17 protein-coding genes, 1 tRNA gene and 10 pseudogenes are annotated in these 26307 nt (G+C 45.7%); 24 read left to right on the forward strand and 4 right to left on the reverse strand.

The features are described from left to right. From G5B60_RS03255 to G5B60_RS03300, 12 genes and pseudogenes are all read left to right on the forward strand, one after another. Positions 1 to 693: pseudogene (locus tag G5B60_RS03255) on the forward strand (class II aldolase/adducin family protein). A gap of 158 nt (positions 694 to 851) precedes the next feature. After that, a pseudogene (locus G5B60_RS03260) lies at positions 852 to 1496 on the forward strand (transaldolase family protein). Between the two features lie 109 nt (positions 1497 to 1605). Continuing rightward, positions 1606 to 1890, forward strand: coding sequence for a hypothetical protein (locus G5B60_RS03265; protein ID WP_164682650.1), 285 nt, complete (start codon positions 1606 to 1608; stop codon positions 1888 to 1890). Between the two features lie 216 nt (positions 1891 to 2106). Beyond that, positions 2107 to 2274 (forward strand): hypothetical protein, encoded by a 168-nt coding sequence (locus tag G5B60_RS03270; RefSeq protein ID WP_164682652.1) that lies wholly within the window; start codon positions 2107 to 2109, stop codon positions 2272 to 2274. Between the two features lie 333 nt (positions 2275 to 2607). Next, positions 2608 to 3117, forward strand: a complete 510-nt coding sequence (locus G5B60_RS03275; protein ID WP_164682654.1) for a PRD domain-containing protein — start codon at positions 2608 to 2610, stop codon at positions 3115 to 3117. A 335-nt stretch (positions 3118 to 3452) separates the two neighbouring features. Next, positions 3453 to 4541 (forward strand): annotated as a pseudogene (gene ulaG / locus G5B60_RS03280) (L-ascorbate 6-phosphate lactonase); the annotation flags it as partial. Positions 4542 to 4731: 190 nt separating this feature from the next. Then, positions 4732 to 6702 (forward strand): annotated as a pseudogene (locus G5B60_RS03285) (transketolase-like TK C-terminal-containing protein). A gap of 175 nt (positions 6703 to 6877) precedes the next feature. Next, complete coding sequence (locus tag G5B60_RS11660) at positions 6878 to 7123, forward strand: hypothetical protein (RefSeq protein ID WP_346773323.1); 246 nt, start codon at positions 6878 to 6880, stop codon at positions 7121 to 7123. A gap of 417 nt (positions 7124 to 7540) precedes the next feature. After that, positions 7541 to 7960 carry a hypothetical protein gene (locus G5B60_RS11665; protein WP_346773324.1) on the forward strand — a complete coding sequence of 140 codons (420 nt, stop codon included), beginning with the start codon at positions 7541 to 7543 and terminating at the stop codon, positions 7958 to 7960. Continuing rightward, complete coding sequence (locus G5B60_RS11670; RefSeq protein WP_346773325.1) at positions 7961 to 8212, forward strand: hypothetical protein; 252 nt, start codon at positions 7961 to 7963, stop codon at positions 8210 to 8212. It begins immediately after the preceding gene. A gap of 107 nt (positions 8213 to 8319) precedes the next feature. Further along, positions 8320 to 9396 (forward strand): annotated as a pseudogene (locus G5B60_RS03295) (D-alanine--D-alanine ligase). A gap of 768 nt (positions 9397 to 10164) precedes the next feature. Further along, positions 10165 to 10374 carry a hypothetical protein gene (locus G5B60_RS03300; protein WP_164682656.1) on the forward strand — a complete coding sequence of 70 codons (210 nt, stop codon included), beginning with the start codon at positions 10165 to 10167 and terminating at the stop codon, positions 10372 to 10374. A 1013-nt stretch (positions 10375 to 11387) separates the two neighbouring features. On the opposite strand, the pseudogene G5B60_RS03305 reads toward G5B60_RS03300, so the two are convergent. Beyond that, positions 11388 to 13475 (reverse strand): annotated as a pseudogene (locus G5B60_RS03305) (AAA family ATPase). Positions 13476 to 14431: 956 nt separating this feature from the next. Further along, positions 14432 to 14692: a LysR family transcriptional regulator gene (locus G5B60_RS11750; protein WP_164684136.1), complete on the reverse strand. Its 261-nt coding sequence runs from the start codon at positions 14690 to 14692 to the stop codon at positions 14432 to 14434. A 481-nt stretch (positions 14693 to 15173) separates the two neighbouring features. Between G5B60_RS11750 and G5B60_RS03315 the strand changes: the two genes are divergently transcribed. Then, positions 15174 to 15674: a hypothetical protein gene (locus G5B60_RS03315; RefSeq protein WP_164682658.1), complete on the forward strand. Its 501-nt coding sequence runs from the start codon at positions 15174 to 15176 to the stop codon at positions 15672 to 15674. 162 nt (positions 15675 to 15836) lie between these two features. Here the strand turns inward: G5B60_RS03315 and G5B60_RS03320 are convergent. Beyond that, positions 15837 to 15907 (reverse strand) — tRNA-Thr (locus G5B60_RS03320). A 151-nt stretch (positions 15908 to 16058) separates the two neighbouring features. Here G5B60_RS03320 and G5B60_RS03325 point away from each other — a divergent pair. The 11 genes and pseudogenes from G5B60_RS03325 to G5B60_RS03375 all read left to right on the forward strand — a co-directional run bounded on the left by G5B60_RS03325 (position 16059) and on the right by G5B60_RS03375 (position 25042). Beyond that, positions 16059 to 16211, forward strand: coding sequence for a DUF1912 family protein (locus G5B60_RS03325; protein WP_277423782.1), 153 nt, complete (start codon positions 16059 to 16061; stop codon positions 16209 to 16211). A 1536-nt stretch (positions 16212 to 17747) separates the two neighbouring features. Continuing rightward, positions 17748 to 18311 (forward strand): hypothetical protein, encoded by a 564-nt coding sequence (locus G5B60_RS03330; protein ID WP_164682662.1) that lies wholly within the window; start codon positions 17748 to 17750, stop codon positions 18309 to 18311. Between the two features lie 18 nt (positions 18312 to 18329). Then, entirely contained in the window at positions 18330 to 18578 is a 249-nt protein-coding gene (locus G5B60_RS03335) for a GNAT family N-acetyltransferase (protein ID WP_164682664.1), read from the forward strand. Positions 18579 to 18642: 64 nt separating this feature from the next. Beyond that, complete coding sequence (locus G5B60_RS03340) at positions 18643 to 19233, forward strand: GNAT family N-acetyltransferase (RefSeq protein WP_164682666.1); 591 nt, start codon at positions 18643 to 18645, stop codon at positions 19231 to 19233. Positions 19234 to 19357: 124 nt separating this feature from the next. Next, positions 19358 to 21949 (forward strand): annotated as a pseudogene (locus G5B60_RS03345) (valine--tRNA ligase). 255 nt (positions 21950 to 22204) lie between these two features. Continuing rightward, positions 22205 to 22498: a hypothetical protein gene (locus G5B60_RS03350; RefSeq protein ID WP_164682668.1), complete on the forward strand. Its 294-nt coding sequence runs from the start codon at positions 22205 to 22207 to the stop codon at positions 22496 to 22498. A gap of 531 nt (positions 22499 to 23029) precedes the next feature. Then, complete coding sequence (locus G5B60_RS03355) at positions 23030 to 23263, forward strand: hypothetical protein (protein WP_164682670.1); 234 nt, start codon at positions 23030 to 23032, stop codon at positions 23261 to 23263. Positions 23264 to 23269: 6 nt separating this feature from the next. Continuing rightward, positions 23270 to 23518 carry a penicillin-binding transpeptidase domain-containing protein gene (locus tag G5B60_RS11755; protein ID WP_430523655.1) on the forward strand — a complete coding sequence of 83 codons (249 nt, stop codon included), beginning with the start codon at positions 23270 to 23272 and terminating at the stop codon, positions 23516 to 23518. Between the two features lie 198 nt (positions 23519 to 23716). Beyond that, complete coding sequence (locus tag G5B60_RS03365) at positions 23717 to 24160, forward strand: penicillin-binding transpeptidase domain-containing protein (RefSeq protein ID WP_164682674.1); 444 nt, start codon at positions 23717 to 23719, stop codon at positions 24158 to 24160. 18 nt (positions 24161 to 24178) lie between these two features. Beyond that, positions 24179 to 24775 (forward strand): annotated as a pseudogene (recR, locus tag G5B60_RS03370) (recombination mediator RecR). Between the two features lie 54 nt (positions 24776 to 24829). Then, positions 24830 to 25042, forward strand: a pseudogene (locus G5B60_RS03375) (YdbC family protein). 126 nt (positions 25043 to 25168) lie between these two features. Here G5B60_RS03375 and G5B60_RS11320 read toward each other — a convergent pair. Further along, positions 25169 to 26305, reverse strand: a pseudogene (locus G5B60_RS11320) (peptidoglycan bridge formation glycyltransferase FemA/FemB family protein). Between the last annotated feature and the right edge of the window lie 2 nt (positions 26306 to 26307).

Below are 26307 nucleotides of genomic sequence, written 5' to 3' on the forward strand. Positions count from 1 at the left end.
ATGGCAAAATCATTTGCAGAAAGGCGCCAACGTGTCTGTGATGCCAATAAATTATATCCTGGACCCGGGTTTGTAAAATTCACTTGGGGAAACGTCGCAGAGGATGACCGCGAATCAGGGCTTATCGTTGTCATACCATCAGGTGTAGACTACGACAATCTCACACCGGAAAACATAGTGGTAACGTACCATGACGGAAATTTCGTCGAAGGCGACCTCAACCCATCATCGGACAATCCAACCCATGTTGCGCTTTGCAGAGCAGGGCCCGAAATCGGTGGTATCGTGCACACACACTCAACAGAAGCTTTTCGTAGGGCCCAATCAGGTCGGGACATGCCATTCTCCGGAACAACACCCGCAGACTACTTCTATGGACCAGTGCCATGTGTACGCTCATTGACAGCAGACGAACTAAACTCTGCTCACGATTCAGAAACTGGTACGGACAACATCGAATAATTTGCAAATCGTGGCTAAGACCCACTTGCTGTTCCTGGTATCGTTTTGCGTAACCATGGTACATATACTTGGGGAAAAGACCCACCCCGAGCTGTTTACCATGCGGTTGTTCTTGAAGAAGTAGCGAAAGTGAACTGTAGCACTGGACCAATCAACCCACGTTTTCAGCCAGCTCCAAAATACATCGTGGACAAGCACTATATATCTAAACACGTACCAAAAGCTTACTAGGGTCAAAAAGGCGACAACCACGAAAACTTTAATTTGTTGTGAGATAGCTGTGGCTTTCTAAGCGCTCAACAACACTCTTTGCAACCAAGACTATCTCCACTTTGCGAGATGGGGATATTGTCGTGTAGTGTATTGTCAAAAAGTGAAAAGGATTGCAAATGAAATACTTTTTAGGTACTGCCAATGTAGATGCAATCACGCGCTTCAAAGCACTTGGGAAACTAGATGGGGGAACAACTAACCCTACCATCATCGTACGTGAAGGACGTGACTTTGATTCACTTCTCGAAGAAAGTTGGACTATCGTTCATAGATTTGGTAGCGCCGTAGTGACTGGTCGTACTCGTGAAGAAGTGATCGAATAAGCTCGTAACATTTCATAGTGAGCAGACAATGTAAGCATCAAAAATCCAATGACAGAAGAAGGCTTGGCGGCGGTTAACGTGCTTTCAAAAGAAGGTATCGAGACAAACGGGACACTTATCTTTATATTTTCTCTGGGACTTTCAGCTGTTCAGCCTCCTGCTACTCACATCATTCCATTTATCGGACGTCTAGAAGACATAGGAACACGCGCTTCCGCTCTTATCGAGGACTACCGCAATGTCATTGACTTCTCCGGTAAAGATCTTGAAATCAGTGTAGCAAGTATCTGAGGACTTCCGTACGTGGAAGGTGTGGCAAAACGTTGTGCACACATTGCAACTATCCCAGGTACAGTCTTTGCAATTCTAATCTCACACCCATTGACTGACCAACGGATTGATTACGTAATGAAAGACTGGGAAGCCTTCAAAAAATAAGCCCTTTTCGCGCTAGTACCAGGATTATCTTTCGCTACCTAGGAGAAAAGTCTTTTCATTCTCTGAGTCATATTGTAAACATTTGTACCAAAAACATAATATACAGCAAGTGATTTCAGATTCAGGTGGACCCATAAAGATTGGGCTTGAGAAGGAAAGTTTTGTATTGCTGTCTTATTTGATTTCTCTGGATGAACCTGAGACGGACAAGGCGGTTTCAGAGCAGTTGGCACAGGTACGACGAAAGATTTATTATCATTTGGATAAGATCTATGAAGCGAAACCATGTGATGTGGAAAAGATAGTGAGTTTTCCGTGGGCTGGAATTGCCCTAAACGAGGAGCGAAAAGAAGTGTGTAAGCAAGTGCTAGAAGAGGTGGATGCTTATAGCTAAGTCATGAGTAGCTATGAGCGTCTACTGCTAAAGCTAGCTTACCTCGCAGTAGCGGATAGTCGCGGGACGCTAGAGCAGCTCTTGTAGCTGACTGAAGTATCGAGAAATACCGTGCTTAAGGACAACAATAGCCAACGCGAGAGCTAGTCCTGGCAGCAGTATAATGTCCAAATTCATGGTACAAACGCAAGAGATAATTACCTAGAAGCGCACCCGTTGGCTAGAATGCGGTTTGTACACCGCACGCTCTACAATATTTACACCACGGAGTCTGATAGTTTTCAAAAAATCTTGTACGATAGAATCGTGGCGTACACAGACTACGAAACGTATTTTGGCCCAGCCAAGCTGGATTACCTGCCGCAGGTGCTAGATGAGACTTAGAAAGAGCTCGGTAAAAAGCTAGACCCGCAAGATAGCGAGTTTATGTTTAACATATTGACTTAAATATTGCTGCGCTACCGCAATATGGACAACATTCTTGATGAGAGAAAACGTATAGAAAAAGAGTTTTGACTAGCAAAAGAGCGTAGTGAGGATCACATCGCCGAGCGTAGGGCACAGGGCTTTTAGGATAAGTTGTACCTTGCCTATGACGATATCGAAATCAGGATCATCGCTATGGTGCTCCTTTCTTTTCGTCAGGTCAGGCACAGGTACAACGACATTTCATACTTTGACGCCATGCGGGAGGTGATTAATTCTTTCTAAGACGTAGTGGAAAAGCGCTATGACTTCTCCTTTCGCCCCGAGGACGAGATGATTAACCAAGTGCTGACGCATTGTAAGGCTATGCTGTACCGCAAGACCTATGGTAGTTTTTCGCTAGATCCGATGACAGATCAAGTAAAGTCCAAGTACGGCAATCTTTTTGCCATGACCAATTCTTGTGCGTACATTGTGGAGGAAGCTTGGTTTATCCAGCTTAATGACGATAACATTGCCTATTTGACCATTCATCTAGGAGGGGCGCTCAATCAGATCGGTGCCCAGAATCGTTGTCAGCCAAAGGTAAGCATAGTGTGTGACGAGGGAAGCGGATCCCGCAAGTTTCTGCTCTGGCAATGCCAACGTTATATGCCACAGGCACGGATTGAGGCATTATTCACTTCTCAGCAGTACAATAGTGTCCCAGATATTGTGGCGGCTGACGTTGTGATAGCAACGAGTGATGGTCTTGAGACGAAACTGCAGGTGCTAGTGGACAATCCTGTACTCACCAATTAGGACATCATTCGCCTCGTAATTTTTGTATAATCAAACGGTAAGCGAACGTACGAGGACTACGCTCTGGATTGGGATCAGCTCTAAGGACACCACGTGAAGGATGAGTCTCAGCGCCACGTTCTGCGCAATCAAATAGAAAAAGGTTTTGGAGATGATTTATAACGCGATTCAAAGTAAGCTTGGAATTTTTCTAAACATTTGTAGGATGTGTGATTTATAATAGAGTCTAGTTATGCACACATCATTGTGTGTGTATGGGTCTTTTGCTTTGCGCTTCCAAGAGATATACTAATAGTGTAAGGAAAAAGTAATAATTCTACAGGTGGATTTAGCAAATGGCTAGCGTGAAAGAAATTACAAGAGAATCGTGGATTCTGGTAACTTTCCCAGGATGGAAAACTACGCTTAACTAAGAAATCGAAGAAGAAGTTGTGCCAAAACGCAACTTTGCCATGTAGTGGCTACGTAACTGTGGTGTTTGGATTAAGACCCCAGGTGGCGCTAGCATTGTTATGGACTTGTGGACAAACCGGGGAAAAGTTACGAAGGAAGTAAAAGACATAGTTTGGGGACACCAAAAGGCAAACATGCCTCCTGTGCGTAAATTGCAACCAAACCTCCGTGCACAACCAATGGTTGTCGGTCCATTTGCCATCTATGAAGTAGACTACTAGTTAGTATCGTACTGCCACAGTGACCATATTGACATCAACACCGCAGCAGCGATTGGCAACAATCCAAAACTTGACCACGTGAAATTAGTGGGACCATACGAATGGGGAGAAATTGGGAAATAGTGAGGTGTGCCAGAAGACCGGATCATCGGCATCAAACCAGGCGACATCTTTGAAGTAAAAGATCTGAAAGGAACAGCTGTAGAATCCTTTCGCCGTCCTTGTCTTGTAAGACGAACAGTCGAAGGAGCTAAAGGAAATGACGACAACCTTTAGGGTCTACCTCGAACAGACTAAGAAATGGTACGCGTGGCTTTTAACTATGTCTATGATTCTACTAGTGGAACAATCAACCATGGTGCAGACTCACACTTCGCAAACTACTTTCCAAGACCCGGAAAAGACTTTGATATTGATGTGGCTATCAACAACTATGGGGACAACCCACTTGGTATCCAAGACAAGATGACGTCAATCGACCTTCTTCGTATGCCTCAGAATCTTCGTGCTAAAGTCAGTATCCCAGTACACCATGACATCTGGACAAACTACAAGGCATCAACAGATGCAATCTTACGTCTTTGGAAGATGAGAAAAGAAAGTCTCCAATGTGATTTCCACCCATTCATTTGGGAAGTTGGTGGCAAGTACACCTATCCACGAGACAAAGACAGAATAGAATACCACCACCCACGTTGTTTTGACGATGACTTTGGACCCGACTCTCACATCCAATTCAGAGCTCTTCTATCAGAAACTCTCCCTCTAGTAGGACCAATCCAGCCTATAAAAGAGATTGAAGTAACTTGCCGTGTGTATGGGGACAAGCTAGTCCTGAAAACCAAACGATTGATATCTGCAGATCGCACGATATGCGGATAGTAGGAAAGATGCCAAAAAGATGGTCTGATGTTAAGTAAACGAAAAAAAGGAGAAATTCTTGTCTAATTTATCTGTTAATGCGATTCGTTTTTGGGGTGTAGATGCGATTGATTAATCAAAAACTGGACACCCAGGTGTAGTCATGGGTGCTGCAGCTAAGGTTCACAGCCTTTTCACTAAGCAAATGCGTATCAATCCTGGACCGCCTAACTGGATTAACCGGGACCGTAGCATCCGCTCAGCTGGACCCGGATCTATGGTGCTTTATGCAATTCTACACTTCTCAGGCTATAAAGACGTATCGATCTAAGAAATCAAGGACTACCGCTAGTGAGGTTCTAGAACCCCAGGTCACCCAGAATTCGGTCACACAGCTGGACTAGACACAACAACTGGACCTCTGGGTCAAGAAATCTCAACAGCAACTGGATTACCGCAACCTCAGCGTAATTTTGCCGCTAAGCACAACCGTGAAGGTTACAAAATCTTTCGCCACCATCCGTATGTCATCGGGGGAGAGGGAGACCTCGTGGAAGGTGTGTCTCCTGAAGCGGCGTCATACGCACGTCTTCAAAAGCTAGACAATCTCATAGGAATTAAAGATCTAAACAAAATCTGCTTGGATAGTGGTACAGAGGGAGCCTTTACAGAAAATGTACGTGAACGTAAAGACGCTTCCGGTTGGCATATTGCTTTCGTAGAAGATGGTACTGACGTTGACGCTATTAACGTATCTGTAGAAGAAGCGAAAGAAACTGGAATACCATCTCTTATCGAAGAGAAAGCGGCGATTGGTTGTGGTTCTCTAAACAACCGAGGCACAAATGCTACTCCCGGGGCTCCTCTGGGTGCTGAAGAAGCCCGAGCGACTCGTGAAAACCTGGCTTGGGGATACCCACCATTTGGAGTGCCAGAAGAAGTCTAGGCAGACTTTACGACCAACGTTCCTCAGCGTCCTGAAGCAGCTCACGAAGCTAGGGTCAAATGAGTGGAAGACTACAACCGAGCTTACCCAGAATTGGCCGAAGAAGCAGTTGCTATCCTTGAAGGAAAAGACCCTGTAGAAATCAAATCAGAAGACTTCCCACCACTTGAAGCAGGCTACGTACAAGCTACTCGTTTCTAATCACGAGACTCTTTGAACGTGGCGGCTAGCTTGAGGCCAAACTACCTGGGTGGTTCAGCTGATTTTGCCCACTCAAACATAACTTATATACAGGTAGATGGTCTCCAAGACAGTGCGTATCCACTTAACCGCAACATCCAATTTCCTGTGCGTGAGTTTGCCATGGGAATTAGTTAGAACGTACTTTTTGTATATGGGGGACTTCGTGTTTACAGTGGTACATTCTATGTCTTAACTGACTGCGTGAAAGCTGCTAAGAGCTAGTCAACGTTGTAGGGTCTACTAGGGACTTATGTCTTTAACCCCGACTCTCTAGCTTTTCGAGAAGATGGACCTACCCATGAGCCAATTGGACCCTTGGCGGGACTTCGTGCAATGCCAAACAACAATGTCTTTCGCCCACCGTACGCTCGTGAAACCCAATCAGCTGGGTTCTAGGTACTCTGGAGCCCGTTTACACCATCTGCAGTAGTCCTCCCGCGTCAAAACTTGACTGTCGAAGAAGGCACAGACTTTGAGAAGGTGGCTAGAGTAGCTTATGTCGTTTACGAAAGGGCAGCAGACTTTCGCACCATCCATTTTGCGTCAAGTTCAGAGGAGAATTTCCCCGTAACAACAGCCAAAGGTTTAGCCGAAGAAGGTGCTAAAGTGCGCGTGGTAACTGTCCCATCAACGTACCACTTTGACGCACAAGATGCTGCTCACAAAGAAGAAATCCAACTAAACAACATCCGCCGTCGTGTAGCTGTGGAAATGGTAGCAACACCAAGCTGGTCCTCATATTTTCGACTTGACGGTGCAGTTATCGGTGTCGGTAATTTCATTGCTTCGGCGCCAGCACAAACCGGTAGTGACAACTATGGCTTTATATTTGAAAATGTCGTTAATGTCGTTAAAGGCTAAGACTAATCTTATAACAACAAATGACTTAACATTTGAGGTTTTTCGCTACCACAAATCAGCCCGTAGCAGATTTGTGACAAAGTCATTTGGAACTTGATATAATTAGAACTAACCAAAACACAACATTTTGTATACTAGATAGACTGTGTGGGTAAATACTTATGTGGAGGAAAAGATGGTTAGAACCTACGATATATTGGTTGTTTGTTTTGGCGTGGCAGGGAAAACCTTGGCGGCCAAGATGAGTCAGCTGGGCGAAAAGGTTGCGCTTGTTGCGCAAGACAGCAAGATGTACAGTGGTACTAGTATCAATTTCGCCTCGAATCCAACCAAGACCAAGATTGGCGCAGCAGAGCAGAATCTCGGATTACCTGAGACCAAGGCGCGAAAAGATGGGGAGACGACCCGCTCACGTGAGTAGAACTATGGTACAGTAGCAAGCGCACGTGTTGATATTTACAATGCCAAAGCACTCTTTGTCGCAAACAAAGTCGTAGAAATCACATCAGGTAGTGACATTGCGCAGCGTACAGCTGTAACCATTGGCATCAACACCGCGCCCCGGCCCAAAGTCCAACTTATCCCAGGGCTACGAGAGACTTAGCATGTCGTTGACAGCACAGGTATCCAAAACCATGACAGACCGCCAGCTAGCCTACGTATCATAGACGGGTGTAATATCGGACTAGAGTTTGCTAGTCTTTAAAGCAAGCTAGGGACAAAGGTCACAGTCTATGATGCCGCGCACAAGATTTTAACACGTGAAGAGCTAGGCGTTCCTCAGTTAGCGAGAGACTTCCTCGAAGAAGATAACATTATTTGTAAGACAATTGCCTGAGTGCCTCCTGTTAGAAATACTCCTGATCAGGTTGCCCTAAGTGCTGAGGATGGGGACTATACCGTTGGCGTCCTACTCTCCGCTACTCCACGCGTGCCTCATATCGAAGGTATGGGTCTTGAAAACACAAACATTGCCTTCACAGAGCGCCGTGCTATTCAGGTGGAGGACTATTGTGAGACTAGTGTACCTCCTGTCTATGCTGGGGGAGAGGACAATGGCGGCTTGCATTATCCTTACACCTCACTAGGTGATTTCCGTAGTGTCTATGGGCGTCGTACTGGAAATTGCGGCTATCTTCTCTCTAAGCGTCAAAACGTGCCAAATACAACCTTCAGCGAGCCAGCACTATTTAGCGTCGGATCTAAAGATGCCGAACTCGTGGCAAAAGGCATTGCCTACAAGACCAATGAAGTGTGAGTGCCTGCTAAGACTGGAGCACCCGGCAACAATGACCTGCCTGGTAGTTATAGGGTCAACGTGAGCCCAGAAACCAATGAAATCCAAGGAGCGACCCACTTTGGACAGGGCGTACAAGAGATTATCAACCGCATCAAAAAGGCGGTGCACAACTACATTCCATACACTCACATCAAAAACCAAGTCTTTAACCCTCCAACCATGGCCGAAAACTTGACTGATGTCTTTACTATCGAACAAAAAAGCGTTTAAAAAGATTTAAGACGTAGTGTGCTGATAACAACAAGTCACTTTGATTGTACAAGCAATTTCTGGTCTTATAATTAGGAAAAACGATAGAGTTAGGAATAGTACATTTTATGTCTAAAGAAGCCTTACTAATTGTGTATAGTGGGCGTTCTGCAGAGCTTGAAGTAACTGTTAGGACACCTGAGAGAGTCATGCATGCGGTGATTTATGATAAGTTGGCTGGTAAGACCTACTTTATCGCTCTGGACGGCTGCTTTATCGAGACTCAGGAGTTTACAGAAACGCCTGCAGAGGGCGAAAGGTAGATGCCCAATTGCACCATAGATGCAAGCACAGCCATTTGCCCAAGTGCTATTTACGAAGAAGGAGCTGTAGTTTTTCTAATTCTACATGGACCGATGGGTGAGGATGGCTCTCTACAAGGCTATCTTGAGGATTACAAAATGACTTAAGGCGGCACCAATATCCGCTCATCGAGCGGTGTAGTGCACAAGAGTACCACTAAACACATTCTTGAGAGCATAGATGAGACTCAGGTTGCCAACGCGACTTATATGGAGGGCGATAGCCTTGATGAGGCATTGGCTAGTGTCCATGGTACATCGACTTATATTGTCGTTGGTAAGCCAGCCAACATGGGAACAAGTGCTGGAATTTCACGTGCAGAAAATGGCGGCGACCTCCTTGAAGCGATTACACTCGCGCTTCAGTACGACAGTCGAAGCCTCCTCGCGCAAGGGGATGTGGCACGTGAGATTGAGGCTGGAATTTTTGGCAAAACACGCGGTAAGACCACCATGCCAGGAGAAGTGGACAAAGACCTTGCCTTTAAAGATTATAGGGCGAAATTCTTTGACAGTAGAATCACTAGGGCACGAGCAGCTGAAGTGTCAGCAGAAACGGCCGAAAAAATGCGCCATTTCGCTAGCAAAGCTATCGTGGCAATTGGCGGCTTTGGCTTGGTACGTAGGGACTTTAATTTGACAGAGGGAGGTCACATCTTCCTCAATTAGAACAATACCATGCCAGGATTCACGCAGTGGCTTAAGTATCTTCTCCTTTCGGACAAAATGGGGATGAAATTCGCTGATTTGATAGATGCTTTCGACAGCTTAGCCAAAGGGATGTTACAAAAGCGAGAGAGCCAAATATTGGGAAAGAAAAGGTATAGCCAAAGAGAGACTTAGCACCGATAGATAGAAAGAGCACGTCTTGGGAGACCTGTTTTTGCCGTGAAGAAAGATAGAAATGAAAACGTTAGAAGATATTCAAGGACATTTATAAGACGATTATCAGAGGAGCGAAGCACCGGCTGACAGCATACTTAATTTAGGAGAAACCTGGGTTGAGTTTCTCCCAACCAATAAGCTAGCAATTGCAGCTCCGTTAGTTAATCACGGTATCTGAGGCTTTGACACACGTAGTGTACTCGAGCACCGCGATACTCGTACTCCCAATTGAGAGTTTAAAAGCATCGGCCATTACATTCGGACAAATGATTTGATGTTGGGTGAGTCGGTGGAGGATGTACAGGTGCGTATCAGCCGTAGTTAAGAGCTTTTAAGACAAAAGTTTCCCATGGCTCAGCTTTATCTTGAGAGCCTTTAACCGAGACGCCCGTTTGAGTTATCCGGAGCCGCACTGCCTCATGAGATTGCTGAGGCTAATCTCTATTTGTGGACGCTAGGTGCATATTTCTTTGACGCTTAAAGTAGGCTGGTCGGAGCAGCGGGCTTATTAAAGTCAGACTATACAAAAGACCGAGGGCATTTGAACTATTCGGGCTATAGGGTAGTGATGGCGCTACTTGAGGAGGAATTGGGTTCATGAACATATGGACACGATTACAAAATTGAGGACATTTGGTCAACGCGAATCTCATGTGCGTGCTGGGCGTTGGCTTACTATTCTTTACTACGTAGTTAGTTGTACCTGTTACTGGGTGGCCGGGGAGTGTGCTGACCTGGCTTGGACTGTTACATGCGGTTGAGGATTACATCCTTAAGCATAAAGCGCAAGGCATTAAAGCTCGCTTGAACAATCTCGCTAGTGCGTTCGCGCACATTATCCTAGGGACGATTGGCAAGACCTGGAGGGGAGAGGCGGCAAAGCTGCTTAGCTTTCCCGTTGGGCTCAATCAGCGTATGATGGCACTGGTCAATTAGTGTACCTACTAGTTCTTGCAAAAAGACCGTGCTAAGGGGAGCCTCAAAGGGCTGGTTGTTTGTCTCCTTACATTCTATTGGAAAATTAAAACTATGCTGAGCACCCGTTCTGTACGAGATACCTGGCTTTAAGTAGGGATTCACGCGATTCTCCTTAGGATTGCTGGCTTGGATGACGCTAGGGACTACCTCGGGACGGATAAGACTAAACAACGCAAAAGACCTCGCTGGTGAGTCGGTGTCATTGTCGTCTTTAACATGCGTATCCCAGCTGATATTTATACGAAAGTCAACTACCCGCTAAACCTCGAGCGTAGCCCAGAGGAAGTTGCGCGCACGCTTATATAACAAGTGAGAAAGAAAGTCAAGAACGGTCCTGTACTCAAGGATTATATCCACGTGAGTGAGGGGATTCTCGGTTCTGTAGGGCGTGGGGACTTGAGTTATCAGTGTAGAGTTTATTCTTATGGCTCATACGATATGGATTCTGAGTGAGTGATTATAACGCGAGCGCACGGTAGTTTCTTTAAGCGGGATGAGAAGGACTATATCACCTATTGCTTGGAGTATAGTAAGACCCTCTTTCGCTATTGAGTGCCTTTGCCCAAGCAGCAGCAGGAAGCATTTGAGAAGAAGCTAAAAGAGCTTGAGGACATGGCGGCCAGTAGGGAGTTGACCTCGGAAACCCAGAAAGCCAGCTATATGGGTTTGATGGTCGAGCGGTTCTAAGCTGTAACTTATCAATTTATCGAATCTCGCTTTACAACCTACTTTGTTCTCCGCACTAACTGTGTCTGGCTAGCTGATCAAATAATCGGAACCAGCGGACTGGACTTGATTACAATGGTGGAAATCTTGGCGCCTGGGGATTACTATGGGAATTTCCATAAAGAATATACAGTGCCTCACTCTCTAGTAGTGGGTGAAACTATTCACGACGCTAGTAACAATATTTCAGATGTAGAAGAAGAAAAAAACACTTTTTGTTTAAGCAGAAAGGGAGTGTGACGCGATTAGTCTTTAATTACATGGAATTCTTGACGTTCGCTAGTAACGATAGTGGCATCAACAACGACAGCAAACAAGGGAGTGCTATACAGGTGGTCGAGAAAGTAATCGGCGATGAGGTCACTGTTTTGATGGAAAATTGCACCACGCGGTGGGCGGACCCCCATCGCTTCATAGGAGCTAGCTGTGATGAGGCGTGCCTTAGCCGCAACATTCAATTCTAAGTCCATGCCTTTCTTAGCGGTGCTTTGGATGACTACATTCAACATAGGGTCAACAATGTCGTTAAGGTCGTCTTTGGTCAAATGTGTGGACACAATAACAACGTTGCAGCGGTTCAAGGACTCAGGACTGTAGTAAGGAGCGGTACGGTCCATAATCTTCATGTCTTTATCTTCATCCCCAGTCGAGCGGTCGTTACCAAAGCCTGCCTTAGATGTAGTGATGATGGCGGCGTTCTTAAAGTCAACGCGAATACCATGACCTTCTCTCAGACCTCCAGTATCTACCACTTGAAGAAGAAGTGTGATGATTTGAGGGCTGGCTTTAATACTATCAACAAGCAAGATGAGAGCGCGTGGATCACGAAGTACCCGGACATTCAGAGTGATGCTATTGTCATAGGAGCTGACATAGCCAGCGGATGTACCGATGCTTTTTGAGACAGCAGTACGGCTGCTCAATTTAGACTTGTCTAAGCTGATGAAGGTTCCTTAAGAGCCTAGCATGTCTTGAGTGAGTAGTTTAGCCAGCTCTGTTAGGCTGACACCACTTGGTCCGACAAAGAGGAAGCTTCCGAATGGGCGGTTGCTAGCGTAACAACTTGTATGGTTGCGACGGATAGCACGAGAGACCGCTTCGACCGTAGCGTATTGCCCGATGGCGTGGCCATTAAGACCTGCGTTCATTTCTTTGAGACGTTCGATGTCGCTGGCACCCATTTGAGAGACAGGGACACCACTTAGACGTTCGACCGATTTAGCCCCGGCATTGGCGGCTGCATTGACTTTAAGGTCGTCTTTGTGATTGGCTGTTAGTTTTTGCAGCTCTGCGATACGTGTCTGAACGTTGCGCGCAGCTTCATAATCTTCATCAGCTACTGTAGTGTATTGCGTATCTGTTAGTTGGATACTATCAGCTGTGATAGTTTTGACATCGGGGACAGAGTGATGAGCGGCCAAGTGTGCTGCGGACAAGTCGGTTAAGTCAACTGCTTTATCGGGAAGGCAACGCTGTGGGAAGTATTGAACAGGGAAGTCAACTGCTGCTATCGTGACAGTATCTGGAAGGACTACATTGTCCTGTTTTACATACCGATTACGAATAACCCTCAAGATGTTAAACGTATCATGAGCAGAAGGAGCGATGACTATGACTACGTAGAAACGAAGTGCCAGCGCAACGTTTTTCAAAAAGGTATTGCGCGAATCGTATTGCGATGTAGCACCGATAACAAATACTACACCACGAGAAAGGGCAGGATTCATCATATCAGCCTAGCCTTAAGAGCCGCTCTAGCTACCCGTTGAGCCAGCGTTTAAAATTGGGTGGCTATCAACAAAGAAGAGGATAATGTTACCAGTTCCTTATACCACTTTGATGAGGATTACGATAGTAGCTCTAAAGCTAACACGATATTGTGTACCAGTTCCAAGCCCAGAAATATCAATTGAGGTGATTTCTTTAATTATGAGAGCAGCAGGCCCGGCACCGAGCACAATGGCTTGCGCTAAACTTCCAACGATGGCTGACATCCTAACCCCAGCGGCCCCGACAAGAACAGGGTTGTTCTTTGTAGAACGTGCTAGGATTTCAGCAGTATCATGGATTTCTTTGTCACGTGCAATGGCGGGGTCGAGCTCGTTTTTACGTGCTTTAATAGCGTGGTTTGTTCCTAGTTTTGCAAGGATACCGTTTCCTTAAGGAGCATTTGCAGCAGGAGCGGCTTGCTCTGTTAGCCCAGGAAGTTTTCCTGTTTTACGCGAATCTTCAAATTCTTCAGGTGTGATTTCACGCCCATTTAACAAGTAACCTCGACGTTCGGCGATGTAGCCTCCCATGATGCCCATGAGTTGGATGAAAATGTCGTCCATACTTCCAAAATGATCACGTCCATAATACTAATTGGCCAAAGTATATTCCTCGTTTGTCAAAATGATACTAGTCTACGATAGTGTATATTTAGGTGGATCACCGACTTAAATAATCCTGTCATTATGAGAGGAGTCATGATAACGCGAATATTGAGGTTGTCCAACTACCCTCTGACTGATACTAGACTCTTATCATGAGAAAAAGTCAACCCAAAATCCTCGCAAAAATGAAAAAAATAACGATAAAATAATACTAGTCTAGTTAATGTGATAAAAAAGGTAGTAAAAAGAAAAAAACAAGCTTACTCATAAAATGTTAGCGTGCTTTAGATGAGGCCGAATCATCAATCGATAGTAGGAAGCTGCTTTAAAAAGGATTATATAGCGGGAGAATGAGGTTTGTAGTTATGGGAGACCAAAGAAAGTTGTGTATTTAAACTAGGCTCTAGTGGACGAAGGGTCAAATCGGACTCAATTAGATCCGCCAAACCTGCAAGAGCTGTTAAGAGTCCGACACTAGATAGTGCTAGGTAAAGAACATTATATAAAAGGTTATCAGTGGCGACAACAGGAAGTTTATCTGCCAAAGGACCCAAAAGTTCAATTCGCTTTACACTCTATTGAAATTGCTGTGGGGCAATAAGTGCAGAATCGGCGACCTCAGCGGGTGAAATTCTGTATTGCTGGGTTCGTATATGGACTTCTGGTCTGAGAATGACTAAACCTTGATGCAAAGGAAGCTTTAAGTAGTCAAAACTGTATTGAACCGCTAAATCTAAAAACAATCCAAAATCTCCCAAACCCGATTAGATGACCTCGGAAATCTGTAGGGCATCGCCGCTAGTAAAATGAAAACGAACGTGAGCCTGTTTTACATGAAAACTTTAGATTAGATAAGCTATTTTTTCCATTGAGGGGACTTCAGCAGTCCCGATGTAGATATCCCCAGCCAAAATCTATTCTATTTTACTAGAAGCAGATTCTGTTAGTTCTACTAGCTGTAGGATTTCCGTAGCCTTGCTGTTAAAGAATTCCCCATCTTCGGCGAGTGTATTTTGACGTTTAACACGGATGCAGAGTAGTTTGTTTAACGTTTTTGCCAAATCTGGCATTTGCTTTGATAGGGTCGGATGAGAGACGAAAAGTTGCTGGGCGCCTCGGGTGATATTGCCCTCTCTAGCGGTAGCTAAAAAATAATTAGAAAGGTGAGTGAAAATTGTTACTAGTTCTAGTAGTCCTTAGTTAACAGTAACTATAAACGAAAGTAAACCACCATTGTTAACTGTTAGTTATTGTGAGTCAAATCATATATACGAACACGAACAAGAGAAAGGAAAAGATTTTAAGAAACAATCAGTTGCTGTTAAAAATTAGACGATGACTATGGCTGGTGATTTATTCTATCCAGAGGACTTTGATAGGCATCAATCATCCTCAGCAATTGTGAGAGCGTATCCAGAAGGTGCTGGGAAAGAACAAGGACCAGAAACTTAAGCTGAAAAATTAGCCTCATATGGATATATAGTCTTGACTTTAGATGGTGCTTATATGGGTGAGAGCGAGGGAGAACCTCACTTCACGACAGAGTTTTTTCAGCGTGTACAAGATATTCGGACATTATTTGATTAGTTAACAACACTTGCTGAATTTGATAATGGGGAGATTTCTGGCTAAGGCAGTTGTGCTGGTGGCGCTTCTGTGATTGATGCTGCTAAAACTGAAAAACGCTTTACGGCATTCTCAGCTGTAGTCCCAGTTAATATGGGTGCTGGCATGCGAGAAAGGCAGCCTAGCAAGGAAACATTTGGTGCTACGTTAACAGCTGCAGCTAATCGGTGGACCGCAGAAGTAAACGGAGCTGTAGTGCAAATAATGGAAACAGGAGCAGCAGTTGATGCAACAACTAAGCAATTCACAGAACATAGGCTGTTACGTGAAGCCCGGACTGAATACCGTGGCGTCAAGGAACATCCATGCTCCACAGGGCAAATAGGCTGTTCATGTTTTGACAAGCTGTTACGCCACGATGCTTATGACATGGTCTCAGAAATATGGAGTCATAAGCTTTTCGACTTCACAGGAAGTAAAGCAGTTGCACCACCTTTTGCAGAACAAGCTGTCCAGCTAGCAGGAGATTTAGCCGAAGATTTAGTCGATGTAAAAGGTGCATTGCACCTATACCATAACAGTAAAGACTAGTTAGTCGACTCAGTAGTTAATCAGAGAGCAGAGTTTTTGAGTAAACACTTAAACAAATAGCATAAAACAAAAGAACCATGAATAGGGTTCTGTTAACATTGAAAGGGTTCTACAAAAAACGCAAAAAAGCCCTTTAGATAGGGCTTTGTAAGGGTTGAAAAAAGCCACCACCGAGAATTGAACTCGGAACTGAGCATTACCATAGCTCTAGTATACCATTTAACTATAGCGGCTACTTTACAGTAATATCATGAAGCCTTATTTGAGACAAGGCTTATTTGCCGAAAACGTACTTTATCAAAATATGCTATAATCGAGGTATCATAAAAAACAGAGGTTGTCATGATTTACGAGGAAACATTATCAAAAGAGTAGGAAGAGTGGATGAACAAACAAGTGATGGATACTGCAGTGGCGATGCCTCAGGCGAAAGGAATCGTCGAAGAAGATGTGGATGAGCGAGCAGCGGACGCTTCTGTCCGCCACGATAGTAAGCAAGACGTAGACCGTTTCTGGCAGGACAAGGTGGCCAACTAGTCTGCCAAAAAAGATTCTCCCGACCTGCCAGTTGGGCTTTAAGGTCAACGATAGTACTAGTGGACAGTTGTTGGATTAAACAGGTATCAATTTAGGTATCAAATAGGAGTGAGAAAAGGACAAAGAGTTGGATTACAATCATCGACTATGAAACGATAATGGGTACAGGAGGGAATGGAGCAATTCTAAGTGCTAGTTAAGGGAGTGTAAGTAGTACTAGGAGGAATAGCATCGACTATATTGTGTCCGTGAGGTATTCTAGGCGAAAGGATATTCAAAAGATTATAGGAGATATTCAAACTAAAAAAAGTTCTAGATATTCTTTATCGGGACACAAATTTTTAATTTAACCATCCGGAAAAAATTCAGAAAAGGATAGTTTTGATATATTAAAGGATAGTTTTGATATATTTTTATTGAATGATGGATACATTTGGGAACTATTTAATTCTAATAGCCATCTAACTGATTCAAAGTCTAATTGAGTAGTAGCATCCCTGCAATAACAGTGGAAACATGAATGGGAGGAATCAAAACGTGAGTTGCAATATAATCTAGACTTATAGTGCTTTCATTATATAAGAATTGTTTTACTAATAGGTGCTTTAAATACACTGTTGTTCAACGATAACAATTTTTGTTAACATCTATCTGACGTATTGTTTGGGCTTACTGATAAGATAATCGGCTGTTTTAATTTTCTAAGGTTTTTGAGAAGAAGATACCGCACACTAAAATTGAGGACAATAATTTGGTAGATAGAGTATAGTGTTCTCCTAATTAAACTAGTCCCCTATATTTTAGTCCCTAACAATATTGATAAAGGAACGCTTTTAGATAAACTATTTAGACCGTATCATCTACTCATAGTGATTATCAATAGTCAACTTATCAGTTATTTAGGAAAAACGAACATTGATTATTTAGTAAGAGTATCAGCTCTCTAGTATATGGATAGTGAATTTGAGAAACCCGAGTATAATTAGTCTTTGTCAAGGAATCAATGTGTTGATTGGATTACAATGTTCGTCTAGAGTTTTAAGATTCTCCTGACCTGCCAGTTGGGCTCTTTGATCAACGATAGTACTAGTTGCTAGTTGGGAAGAATTATGCTACAATAAAGCTATTCAGAGGAGTTTTGGGGCACGCAGTCTCACAGACAGCGGTAGTGTTGAGAAGTCTGCAGGATGCCGCACAGCTCCTTGCAGATGGTGAGCAAGAGAGTTGAGTAGTGGGACTTCCACCCGAAATTGGGTAGTACCGCGGATGAGAAATATTTGTCATTGTCGTTTGGCAGGAAGTTATGGTATTTAGGAGTAGGCGATGCAAGAGTAGGAAACAGACACACTCTCCTAGGGCTATCCAGTGGTAGTGCTGGGCTATCAGCTCGAGCAGTGGGGCAGTAATATCACTACCACTGCCTCGGCTTAAAGTTTGGCAGATACCATTGGCATTGGGCTTTTTTCTCAGAATACTGCGATGCCACAAATCAGATAGTACAGTACGTTCACGCAAAATTCACCGACGAAGCCCATAATGGCCGAGGTTGAGCAGGCGGGCTTTGGTACGTACTGGGATAGGCAGACCAAGACGAAGCAAGACTCTGCAGTGTCGGATGAGATTGATGCTCCTATCATGATGGATAGTCTCCTCACTCTATTTAGTGACATGGAGCAGGAGGACGTCTTGGGTACTATCGGGCATTTCGTGGCCAAGATTGGCAACCGCAAGGTGGCTGATAACAACTTGATGGATGGCCCCTTGGACTATGGGAAGCTATCGCCCTCTGTCTATATGGGAGTTGGGAAAGAACGGATTCACCGCCAACTGACAGACAGGAGCATGCCTTTGGGTAGTTTTAAGAAGCCTGCTAGGATGAAAAAACGGGCTAAACAGCCCGTTTCGCCTGTACATGAAACCGAGCGGCTAAGCTCACGTGCAGTGGAAATGGCAGACGCTCCTGCCATGTTTGCCCATGCCAGTCAGGAGCGAGTCGCAAACTTAGCAGGATTTCCGTTTAAACATTCTACTGCTGAGCTCCAGAGTATCATAAGAGACAATTTCGCTAGATCCAGCATACACAGGAGGTATGCCATCTAGCTAAAGGACAGAGCCCAAGTGAATGGAGCCATCGACTTTCACCCGCACGTGTCTGGTGAGGAGGACATGGCAGAGATGGGCTATGTGCTGCACCCTGACTATTGGGGACAGGGCTTTGGGACTGTGGCGGCTAGTGCCTTTATCCGCCACGGCTTATACCGCCTCGGCTTGAGCGAGAAAGTCCTCAACATCGGGGACGACAACCAAGCCCGTTTCGCCCTTGCTCACGAGCTCGGTTTTACCCAAGAGACAAGGCCACGGGCTTAAATGAAAAAGACAGATGGTTGTCATGATAGCTAGGTCTTGGGGCTTTAGAGAGAGGAGTACACCCATGGTAAAGAGTAGGGGACAAATGAGTACTAATCACTTGCCAGATGACGAAACGGCTCGGTTCTACCTACGTCAACGCACAAGGGCAGAAGCTGTGGACATCGTTGCTTATGCTAGTTTGCCAGAGGAGAGTATACCGGCTGGCTATCCAGCTGTTGAGACGGTAGCAGAAGAGCTTTACTACAAAGAGCAAATTGATCCGTGCAATTGGGCTAAGGAAAATATTCCCAGTGGCTATGGCATTACCTTGGAAGGCACAAACAAGGACATTGGCTCAATCGACTTTCCGCACCGACATGGCGATAGGGTATTGGAGATGGGCTATCGGCTACACCCTGACTACTGGGGTCAAGATATAGGGCCTCAGGCAGAACGTGCCATGCTCAAGGATGGATTACAACTGCTTGCTTTGGGTAAAATTATCCTTAGTTGCCACGACTACAACAAGCAAAGCCTAGCTGTCGCCAGAAAACTCGGTTTCACCCTTGAAAGGGTCAGCGAGGAGATCCAAGTCCCTGCAGGGCGCGTGTGCCGTGATGAGACTTGGGGGAATAGGAGAGAGGAGTGGGAGCGGTATAGCTGTTCATTATAGCTAATCGACTTTGATAATTGATTAGCTACAGTTGCAAACAAAACTAAAATAAAGGAGCAATTGCAAGACGAAAGAACTTTCACCAAAATACAACCCGACTCAGGTTGAAGCCGGGCGTTATACAGTGTCCTTGGACGAGGATGAGTGAAAGCCGTCTGGCGACAAGAAGGCTAAACCTTGCTCTATAGGGATTCCACCACCAAATATGACTGGTAAACTCCCCTTGGGGCACGCAGGGGACACCTCGCTGCAAGTCAGTATCAAGCGTAACAAGCGCAGGCAGGACTTTGATACACAGTGGTTGCCAGGGATGGACCACGCAGGGAATGCGTTGCAAGCCTAGGTTGAGGCGCGCTTGCGTGAGCAGAACATTTTTCGCTAATACCATGGACATGAGGTATTCCATGACGAAGTTTGGGAATGGAAGGACGAGTATACCTCAACCCTCAAGTCACAGTGGTGTAAGATGGGCCTGTCGCTTGACTATGCACGTGAGCGTTTCACGCTCCACGAGGGGCTGTCAAAGGTGGTGCGCGTGGTCTTTGTAGCACTCTCCAAGAAAGGCTGGATTCACCGTGGTGAGATCAACATCGACTGAAATCCAGCAGTTCGCACGGAGCTTTCAGAGAACGAGGTTGTCCATGTGGATGTCGAAGGTGCCCTCTACCCTATCGACTACGCCCTCGAGGATGGCTCAGGCTACCGGCAAGGAGCAGCCCCTCGTGCAGAAACCGTCTTTGGGGATGACGCAGTGGCGGACAATCCAGCGGACGAGCGCTACAAGGACTTGATTGACAAGACCGGCATCCTCCCAATCCTCAACAAACCAATCCCAATCGTAGCAGAAGAGCAAGCTGTTCCAGAGTTTGGGACAGGTGTCGTGAAAATCTAGCCAGCCCACGGTCCAAACCTCTTCCATGTGGGGCAACGCCATAATCTTCCTCAGGTCACCGGCATGAACCTCGACGGTTCTATGAACCTGCTTGCTGGTGAGATGGCAGGACTTGACCTCTTTGAGGCACGACAAGCAGCGGTGGCTAGATTGCAAGTGCTGGGCAATCTGGACGAGATTGAAAGGCGTGTCCACAGAGTGGGACACTCTGAGTGAACAGGTGTGCCCGTAGAGACTCGTTTATCTCCTCAATGGATAGTCGAGAAGGACGAGTTGGCTAGAAATGCCATCGCACACTAAAAGACAGACAACAAGGACAACCTCTACCCACCACGCTGCAATGATTCTGTACTCTCCTGAATGGAAAATGTCCACGACTGAATAATTGCTCGCCAGCTTGGGTGGGGACACCAAATCCCTGCTTGCTATACTGCAGCAGGAGAGATTCACGTGGGCGGAGAAGCGCCAGAAGGAGATGGCTGGACGCAGGACGAGGATGTGCTAGACCCTTGGTATAGCTTAGCCTTGTGGCCTATCTCAACCCTGGGCTGGTTTGACACAGAAGCAGAGGACTTCGAGCGCTACTTCCCACCGGCAACCATGGAGACAGGCTATGACATCGTATTCTACTGAATGTTTCGCATAATTGTCCAAAGTATAGAGATCACTGAGTGCCGTCCATTTGAAAGAGTCCTTAGTTATGGTCTGATCCGGGACGAACAAGGGAGCGAGAAGTGCAAGTCACTAGGTAATGGGAATGATCCGATGGAAGGGATTGACTAGTATGGGGCAGTCGCTTTACGATGGATTCTAACAAATGGCTCTGCACCAGGACAAGACGTGCGCTGCAGCTATGAAGAGAAGGACGCCAGCTGGAACTTCATCAATTAAATATGGAACATTACTAGCTACAGTCGTATGAATAACGAAGGCTAGACGCTGGATGCAGCGCGTGAAAATGTAGTGAAAGTAGCAGCGAGTCAAGCGGGTAACGTGACGTACCGCTGGATTCTCCACAACCTCAATTAGACTATTGCCTAGGTGACTCAGGACTTTGACAAGGTGGAGTTTGGTGGGGCAGGATACATCCTCTCCAACTTCATTTGGGATGAGATGGCGGACTGATATGTCGAGCAGACCAAGGAAGTGCTCAATAGCGACAACGTGGCGGAAAGGGTCAAGACCCGCTTTGTTATTCTATGCACCTATGACCAAAGCTTGCGTTTGCTTCACCCAATTATGCCATTTGTGACTCAGGGTATTTTTGAGCAAATCACTGAGAGCACCATTGGCACAGCTAGCTCCTCAGAAGTGCGTGCTGACTTTGAAAATGCTGCAGCTGCCGCAGGCGTTGAGGCACTCAAAGACCTTAGTTGTGTAGGGCGTAATGCTAGGAGCGAAGTCAATATGGCACCAAGCAAGCCTATCACGCAAATGGAGAAAACTACAGACCCAACGCTTGAGACTTTCGTGGCCGATAATGTCGACTACATCGAGCGCTTCACGACCTCAGAGCCCTTGGAGATTGCAAGCAACACGACCGCACCAGTGCTGTCCATGAGTGCTGTCAGCACAGGAGCTGTAATCTATCGGCCACTGCCTGACTTGCTCAATTTCGAAGAAGAGCTAGAACGACTTAGTAAAGAACTTGCCAAATAGCAAAAAGAACTCGATAGGGTCGCTAGCACACTCTCAAATGAGCGTAGCGTAGCTAACGCCTAGCCAGGTATCGTCCAAAAAGACCGGGACGAACTAGCCGACTACCACACTAAATATGACGCTACAAAAGCCTGCATGGCGGATATGGAAAATTTCGACAAATAATTGTAAAACCCAGTGAATAACTGAATTTTAACAGGTACTCTTTAGGGTTCAAATGTATTGTCTGAATTTTCTTTAAGGATCAGTCTACTTTGCCCCTTTTGTGATAAAATAGTAAGCAGAGTATTTTGGGAAGAGATAAAAAATCTATGGAATTAGATGGAGATGTGAATGATTAAACGACAACATAAAAAGACGATTAAGCGCAGGACTAATCAGTTTTTTCGCTTGAAAGCTCTAGTTATGGCAGTAGCGTAGTTGGATTCTATAGTGCTCTATCGGCTAGTCCAGTTGCATTTCGACAAATCTACTTTTTACCATAAAAAGCTAACCGCAGCAACGTCCTACACTGTTGAAATGGCTACCCAGCGGGGGCAAATCCACGATGCCAACGGGACAGCCCTAGTCTGCAATGTCGCAAAAAATGTATTTACCATAACACGGAGCAGTACCAAGACTACTCAGTACATCGAGGAGTTGGCGCCGCACTTGCCAAACTATGTAACACTTGATGACGCCTTTGTCCGCACCCGGGACGAAAAGGACTACTAGTTAGCAGTTGCGGAGACTTATACAGTGGTGGATGAGGAGCTGCCAAAGTCTAAAAAAGTGGATTCTATCGGGAATTCCCTTTCTCAAGCCTCCATATATAGGAATTCGGCTGCTCGTGTTCCGGACTCTGCTAGTGACTACTCGGATGAGGAGTAGTGTGACGTACATGCCTTTACCGTGATGAATGCTGTGCAGGACTTTGCCCCGGACAATATCACTACAGAGGACTTTACAGATGAGCAAATGGCTGCCATTACGGCTGCCTAGTCGGCTCTAAAAGGCTTAGCCAGCTCTAAGACTTGGGACCGGGACGTGGCAGATACGAGTAAAGCCATTCTAGTGGGGAGTATCACCTTTGAAAAGACAGGACTGCCAAAAGACGATGCTAGAAGCTACCGCAAAAAAGGCTAGTCGCAAAATGACCGGGTGGGAACGGCTTAACTCGCAAAAGCTTACGAGAGTGAATTGCAAGGTGAGTGAACGGTGAGGACATTTCTGGATGACCGAAACAATTAAATTGTCAGCGACTAGGTGACTCAAAAAGGCTCCTCAGGTAATTCCCTTAGGCAGACCAACAACCATGATGTCCAAAGTAAAGTTCATTCCAGCTTGCCGCACGAATACAGTACCGAGAACACAAATGGTGAGGAGGACAAATCAAATGGTATCTCCGCAGGAGCGATTGAGCCGGCAACAGGTAAAGTGCTGGCTATGGCGGGGCTCAAGCACGAAGTTGGCTCAAGCACTGCCACGACCGACATTTGAGACAATATCAATTACGACTTCACCCCAGGGTCAGTGGTCAAGGGGGCAACGCTCAGAGCGCCTTGGCAAAACAGAGTCCTCTCAGGCAACGAAGTCCTCTCCGACCAAGGTATTTCAGGAATTCAGTCTTGGTATACCGTAGGGAGCATGCCTATCACTGCTGAACAGGCGCTCGAATATTCCACAAATACCTACATGGAGCAAATAGCGTACACACTCATGGGGCAAAACTACACCGCAGGCTCAACGCTCTAAAGTAAAGGCTACAAAGATGCTATGGCAAAACTGCGTGCGTCCTATGCAGAGTAAGGTCTTGGAACCTCGACAGGACTTGATTTGCCAGAAGCAGAAGGCTAGATCCCCCCCAGCTTAACAGTTAGTGAAACTTTGTCTGAGTCCTTTGGACAATATGACGCTTACAGCCCTTTCCAGTTAGCGTAATATGTCGCTACAGTGGCTAACAGTGGTAACCGGGTAGCCACCTACCCTGATGAGGGCATATATAGTAACAAAGATGGCGCAAATGGGCACAAGACAAAAGAGAGCACAGGAGCAACGCTCAAGACCGTAAGTCTTTTTGACGGAGATATGGCGCTGATCCAAGAAGGTTTCTACAATGTGGTGAAGAGCAGCTCGGCCAACGCTACAGGGAGCCAAATGCGAAGTAGTGTCACTACCATTAGCGGAAAAACCAGTACGGCCGAAACTTACACGCAAAACGCTCACGCGACAGCTGTAACAAATCTAAACCTCAACGCTGTCGCTTATGATGAAAGTAAAACCATCGCTGTAGTGGTCAAGTACCCACAAGCAGCCTCAACCCGCACCTACAGTCACCAACAGATTGCTAGGGATATTCTAAACCAATATGGCTCTAGCAGCTCGCGCACGAACTAATCACAAAAGGAGGGCAATGTGTTTTATCCAACACCGAGTTCTAAACTCATTGAGAGATTGTCAAAACTGCCGGGTACTGGAATAACAAATCCTACACGCTTAGCCTATAACACGATTGACATGAGCGGTGAGGATGTGAATGAGATGGCGAAAAATCTCCTGACGGCAAAGCGTGAGCTGACTTATTGTTCCATTTGTGGCAATCTCACAGAAGCCGACCCGGGTGGTAGTTGTACCGAGGAGACCAGAGACAAGTCAACGATTTGAGACGTAGAAGACCGCACGGATGTCTCGGTTATGGAAAAGATCCAAGTGTACCAAGGACTTTACCGTCTCCGGCAAGGGCTTAAATCACCGAGGAATGGTGGGGGACCAGACGACATCGACCTCAAGTCCTTGATTACACGCTTGATGGATAGCGAGGTCTCAGAGGTTGTCATCGCAGCCCATGCTAATGCCGATGGAGAAGCGACTGCTATGTACAAATCACGTGTCCTATAGCCAGCTGGTATCGAGGTGACACGACTTCCCAGAGGTCTCGCTGTCGGCTTTGACCTCGCGTACACAGACGAAGTGACACTTTCACGTGCTATAGAAGATCGCACAAATATTTAAAAAAGTTGTCCCGGTATCAAAAATTAGTCCGAATAAATCAGTGGAGGAAATTAAATGGCAGAATTCACATTTGAAAACGTAGAAGAATTCTAAGTACTCTCCGAAAATGACAAGGGATGGACGAAAGAACTAAACCGGGTGAGCTTTAACGGGGCAGTACCAAAATTTTACATTCGCACTTGGGGTTTTGACCACACCAAGATGGGTAAAGGCAGCACACTCACCAAAGAAGAATTTAAAGTTATCCATGATGCCTTTCGTGAATAAACCTAAAAAAACAACCTGCTATGAGCAGGATGTATTGTTACGACTAAGCACTTTTTTGATAGTGCTGATGACTTTGTATAGTGGAGGGTAAGGATCGTAGCGGAAAAGCCCTGGACGGAGAATGATTTAGCCGGTGGTATTTTGCTTAAAGCGCAAAACGCCCTCAGAGCCAACAAAGTTGCCAAGGATCCCAAAGAAGTTGTAGAAAGGAATATTGCGCTTGATAGCTTCTCTCCTGACATAGGCTGGCAAGTCAGCAGGAGCATAAAACTTGTTGAACTCCGTATAAGAGCTTGAAAAGAGGGAAATCGCCTCAACAGGCGTGTAGACCAAGAGACTACCAGATAGGATGACGGCTTCAGCACCGTACTTATCAATTAAGGTTTGGGCTTCCACTTTACGTACTGTGAAGGTGTAGAACTGGCTAGTAAACTCACTGAGTTGGTAGAGTGATTTTTCAGAGTTTGGGATTGTCTCCAAAGCTTTTTGGGGTTACTAGATTTTCTTAGCCAGCTTGTCTTGGTCGGCTGATAAGTGCTCAAAGTAGTCTTTGAAATTAAGCGTTGCGTCCATAAACTCAGCTTGCTCACCAAAGCTATAGTAGGTATACTCATAGTAAGACAGTGGCTTGTCAGCGTAGTTACGGAGGACAGATGTTGATGAGGAAATGTCCTTGAAAAGCGGCAGTTCGTCTAGGGTCAAAGGACGTACTTTGATACCAAAACTGAGGACTTTTTTGACTAGCGGACGCCCTTATTTAGAAAGGGACTTGTGAGGCGTGTCTGCTGTCAAAGCAGATAGGTCTTTGACATAGAGCCAACGCCCGTCGGTTTAGCCTGGATTACAGCCCTCATACTCAAAGCCAAGATTTGTCCGTGTATTTATCAGCTTTTCATCAGACTCGCCGAGAGGGTTGCCGTTGGTGGCAAACTCATGATAGCTCTCATATGGGTCACCGACCAACTCAAGCACGCCATTAGCCTTAGCATAATCACTTGGATGTAGGTAGGTATCTTGCCGATAGGCGTAGTCTTTTACATTGGGTCCAAAGTACTGCTCCCTATACTGCCCGCCTGTCCTGGGCTGGGTAAAGACAAGCCCTGCAACAGTAGGCACTCCCTTTACACGCAAGCCTAGGTTAGTCGGCTCCTTGCCTCTTTTTTGCAACAGAGCAGCCATCAGCGTCGGCTGAAAGGTGGGGTGGCACTCCAAAGTGTCAAAGTAATTTTGATACTCATGGTCCCCTAAAATGTCCAAAGTCATTA

Source organism: Streptococcus hyointestinalis (genome assembly GCF_011039275.1).
Lineage (GTDB): Bacteria > Bacillota > Bacilli > Lactobacillales > Streptococcaceae > Streptococcus > Streptococcus hyointestinalis_A.

Excerpts from the sequence above, each read along its gene's own strand:
- G5B60_RS03340 (WP_164682666.1), top strand. The coding sequence starts at position 18,643 with ATGGTAAAGAGTAGGGGACAAATGAGTACTAATCACTTGCCAGATGAC.
- G5B60_RS03325 (WP_277423782.1), top strand. The coding sequence starts at position 16,059 with ATGAACAAACAAGTGATGGATACTGCAGTGGCGATGCCTCAGGCGAAA.
- G5B60_RS03330 (WP_164682662.1), top strand. The coding sequence starts at position 17,748 with ATGGCCGAGGTTGAGCAGGCGGGCTTTGGTACGTACTGGGATAGGCAG.
- G5B60_RS11660 (WP_346773323.1), top strand. The coding sequence starts at position 6,878 with ATGGTTAGAACCTACGATATATTGGTTGTTTGTTTTGGCGTGGCAGGG.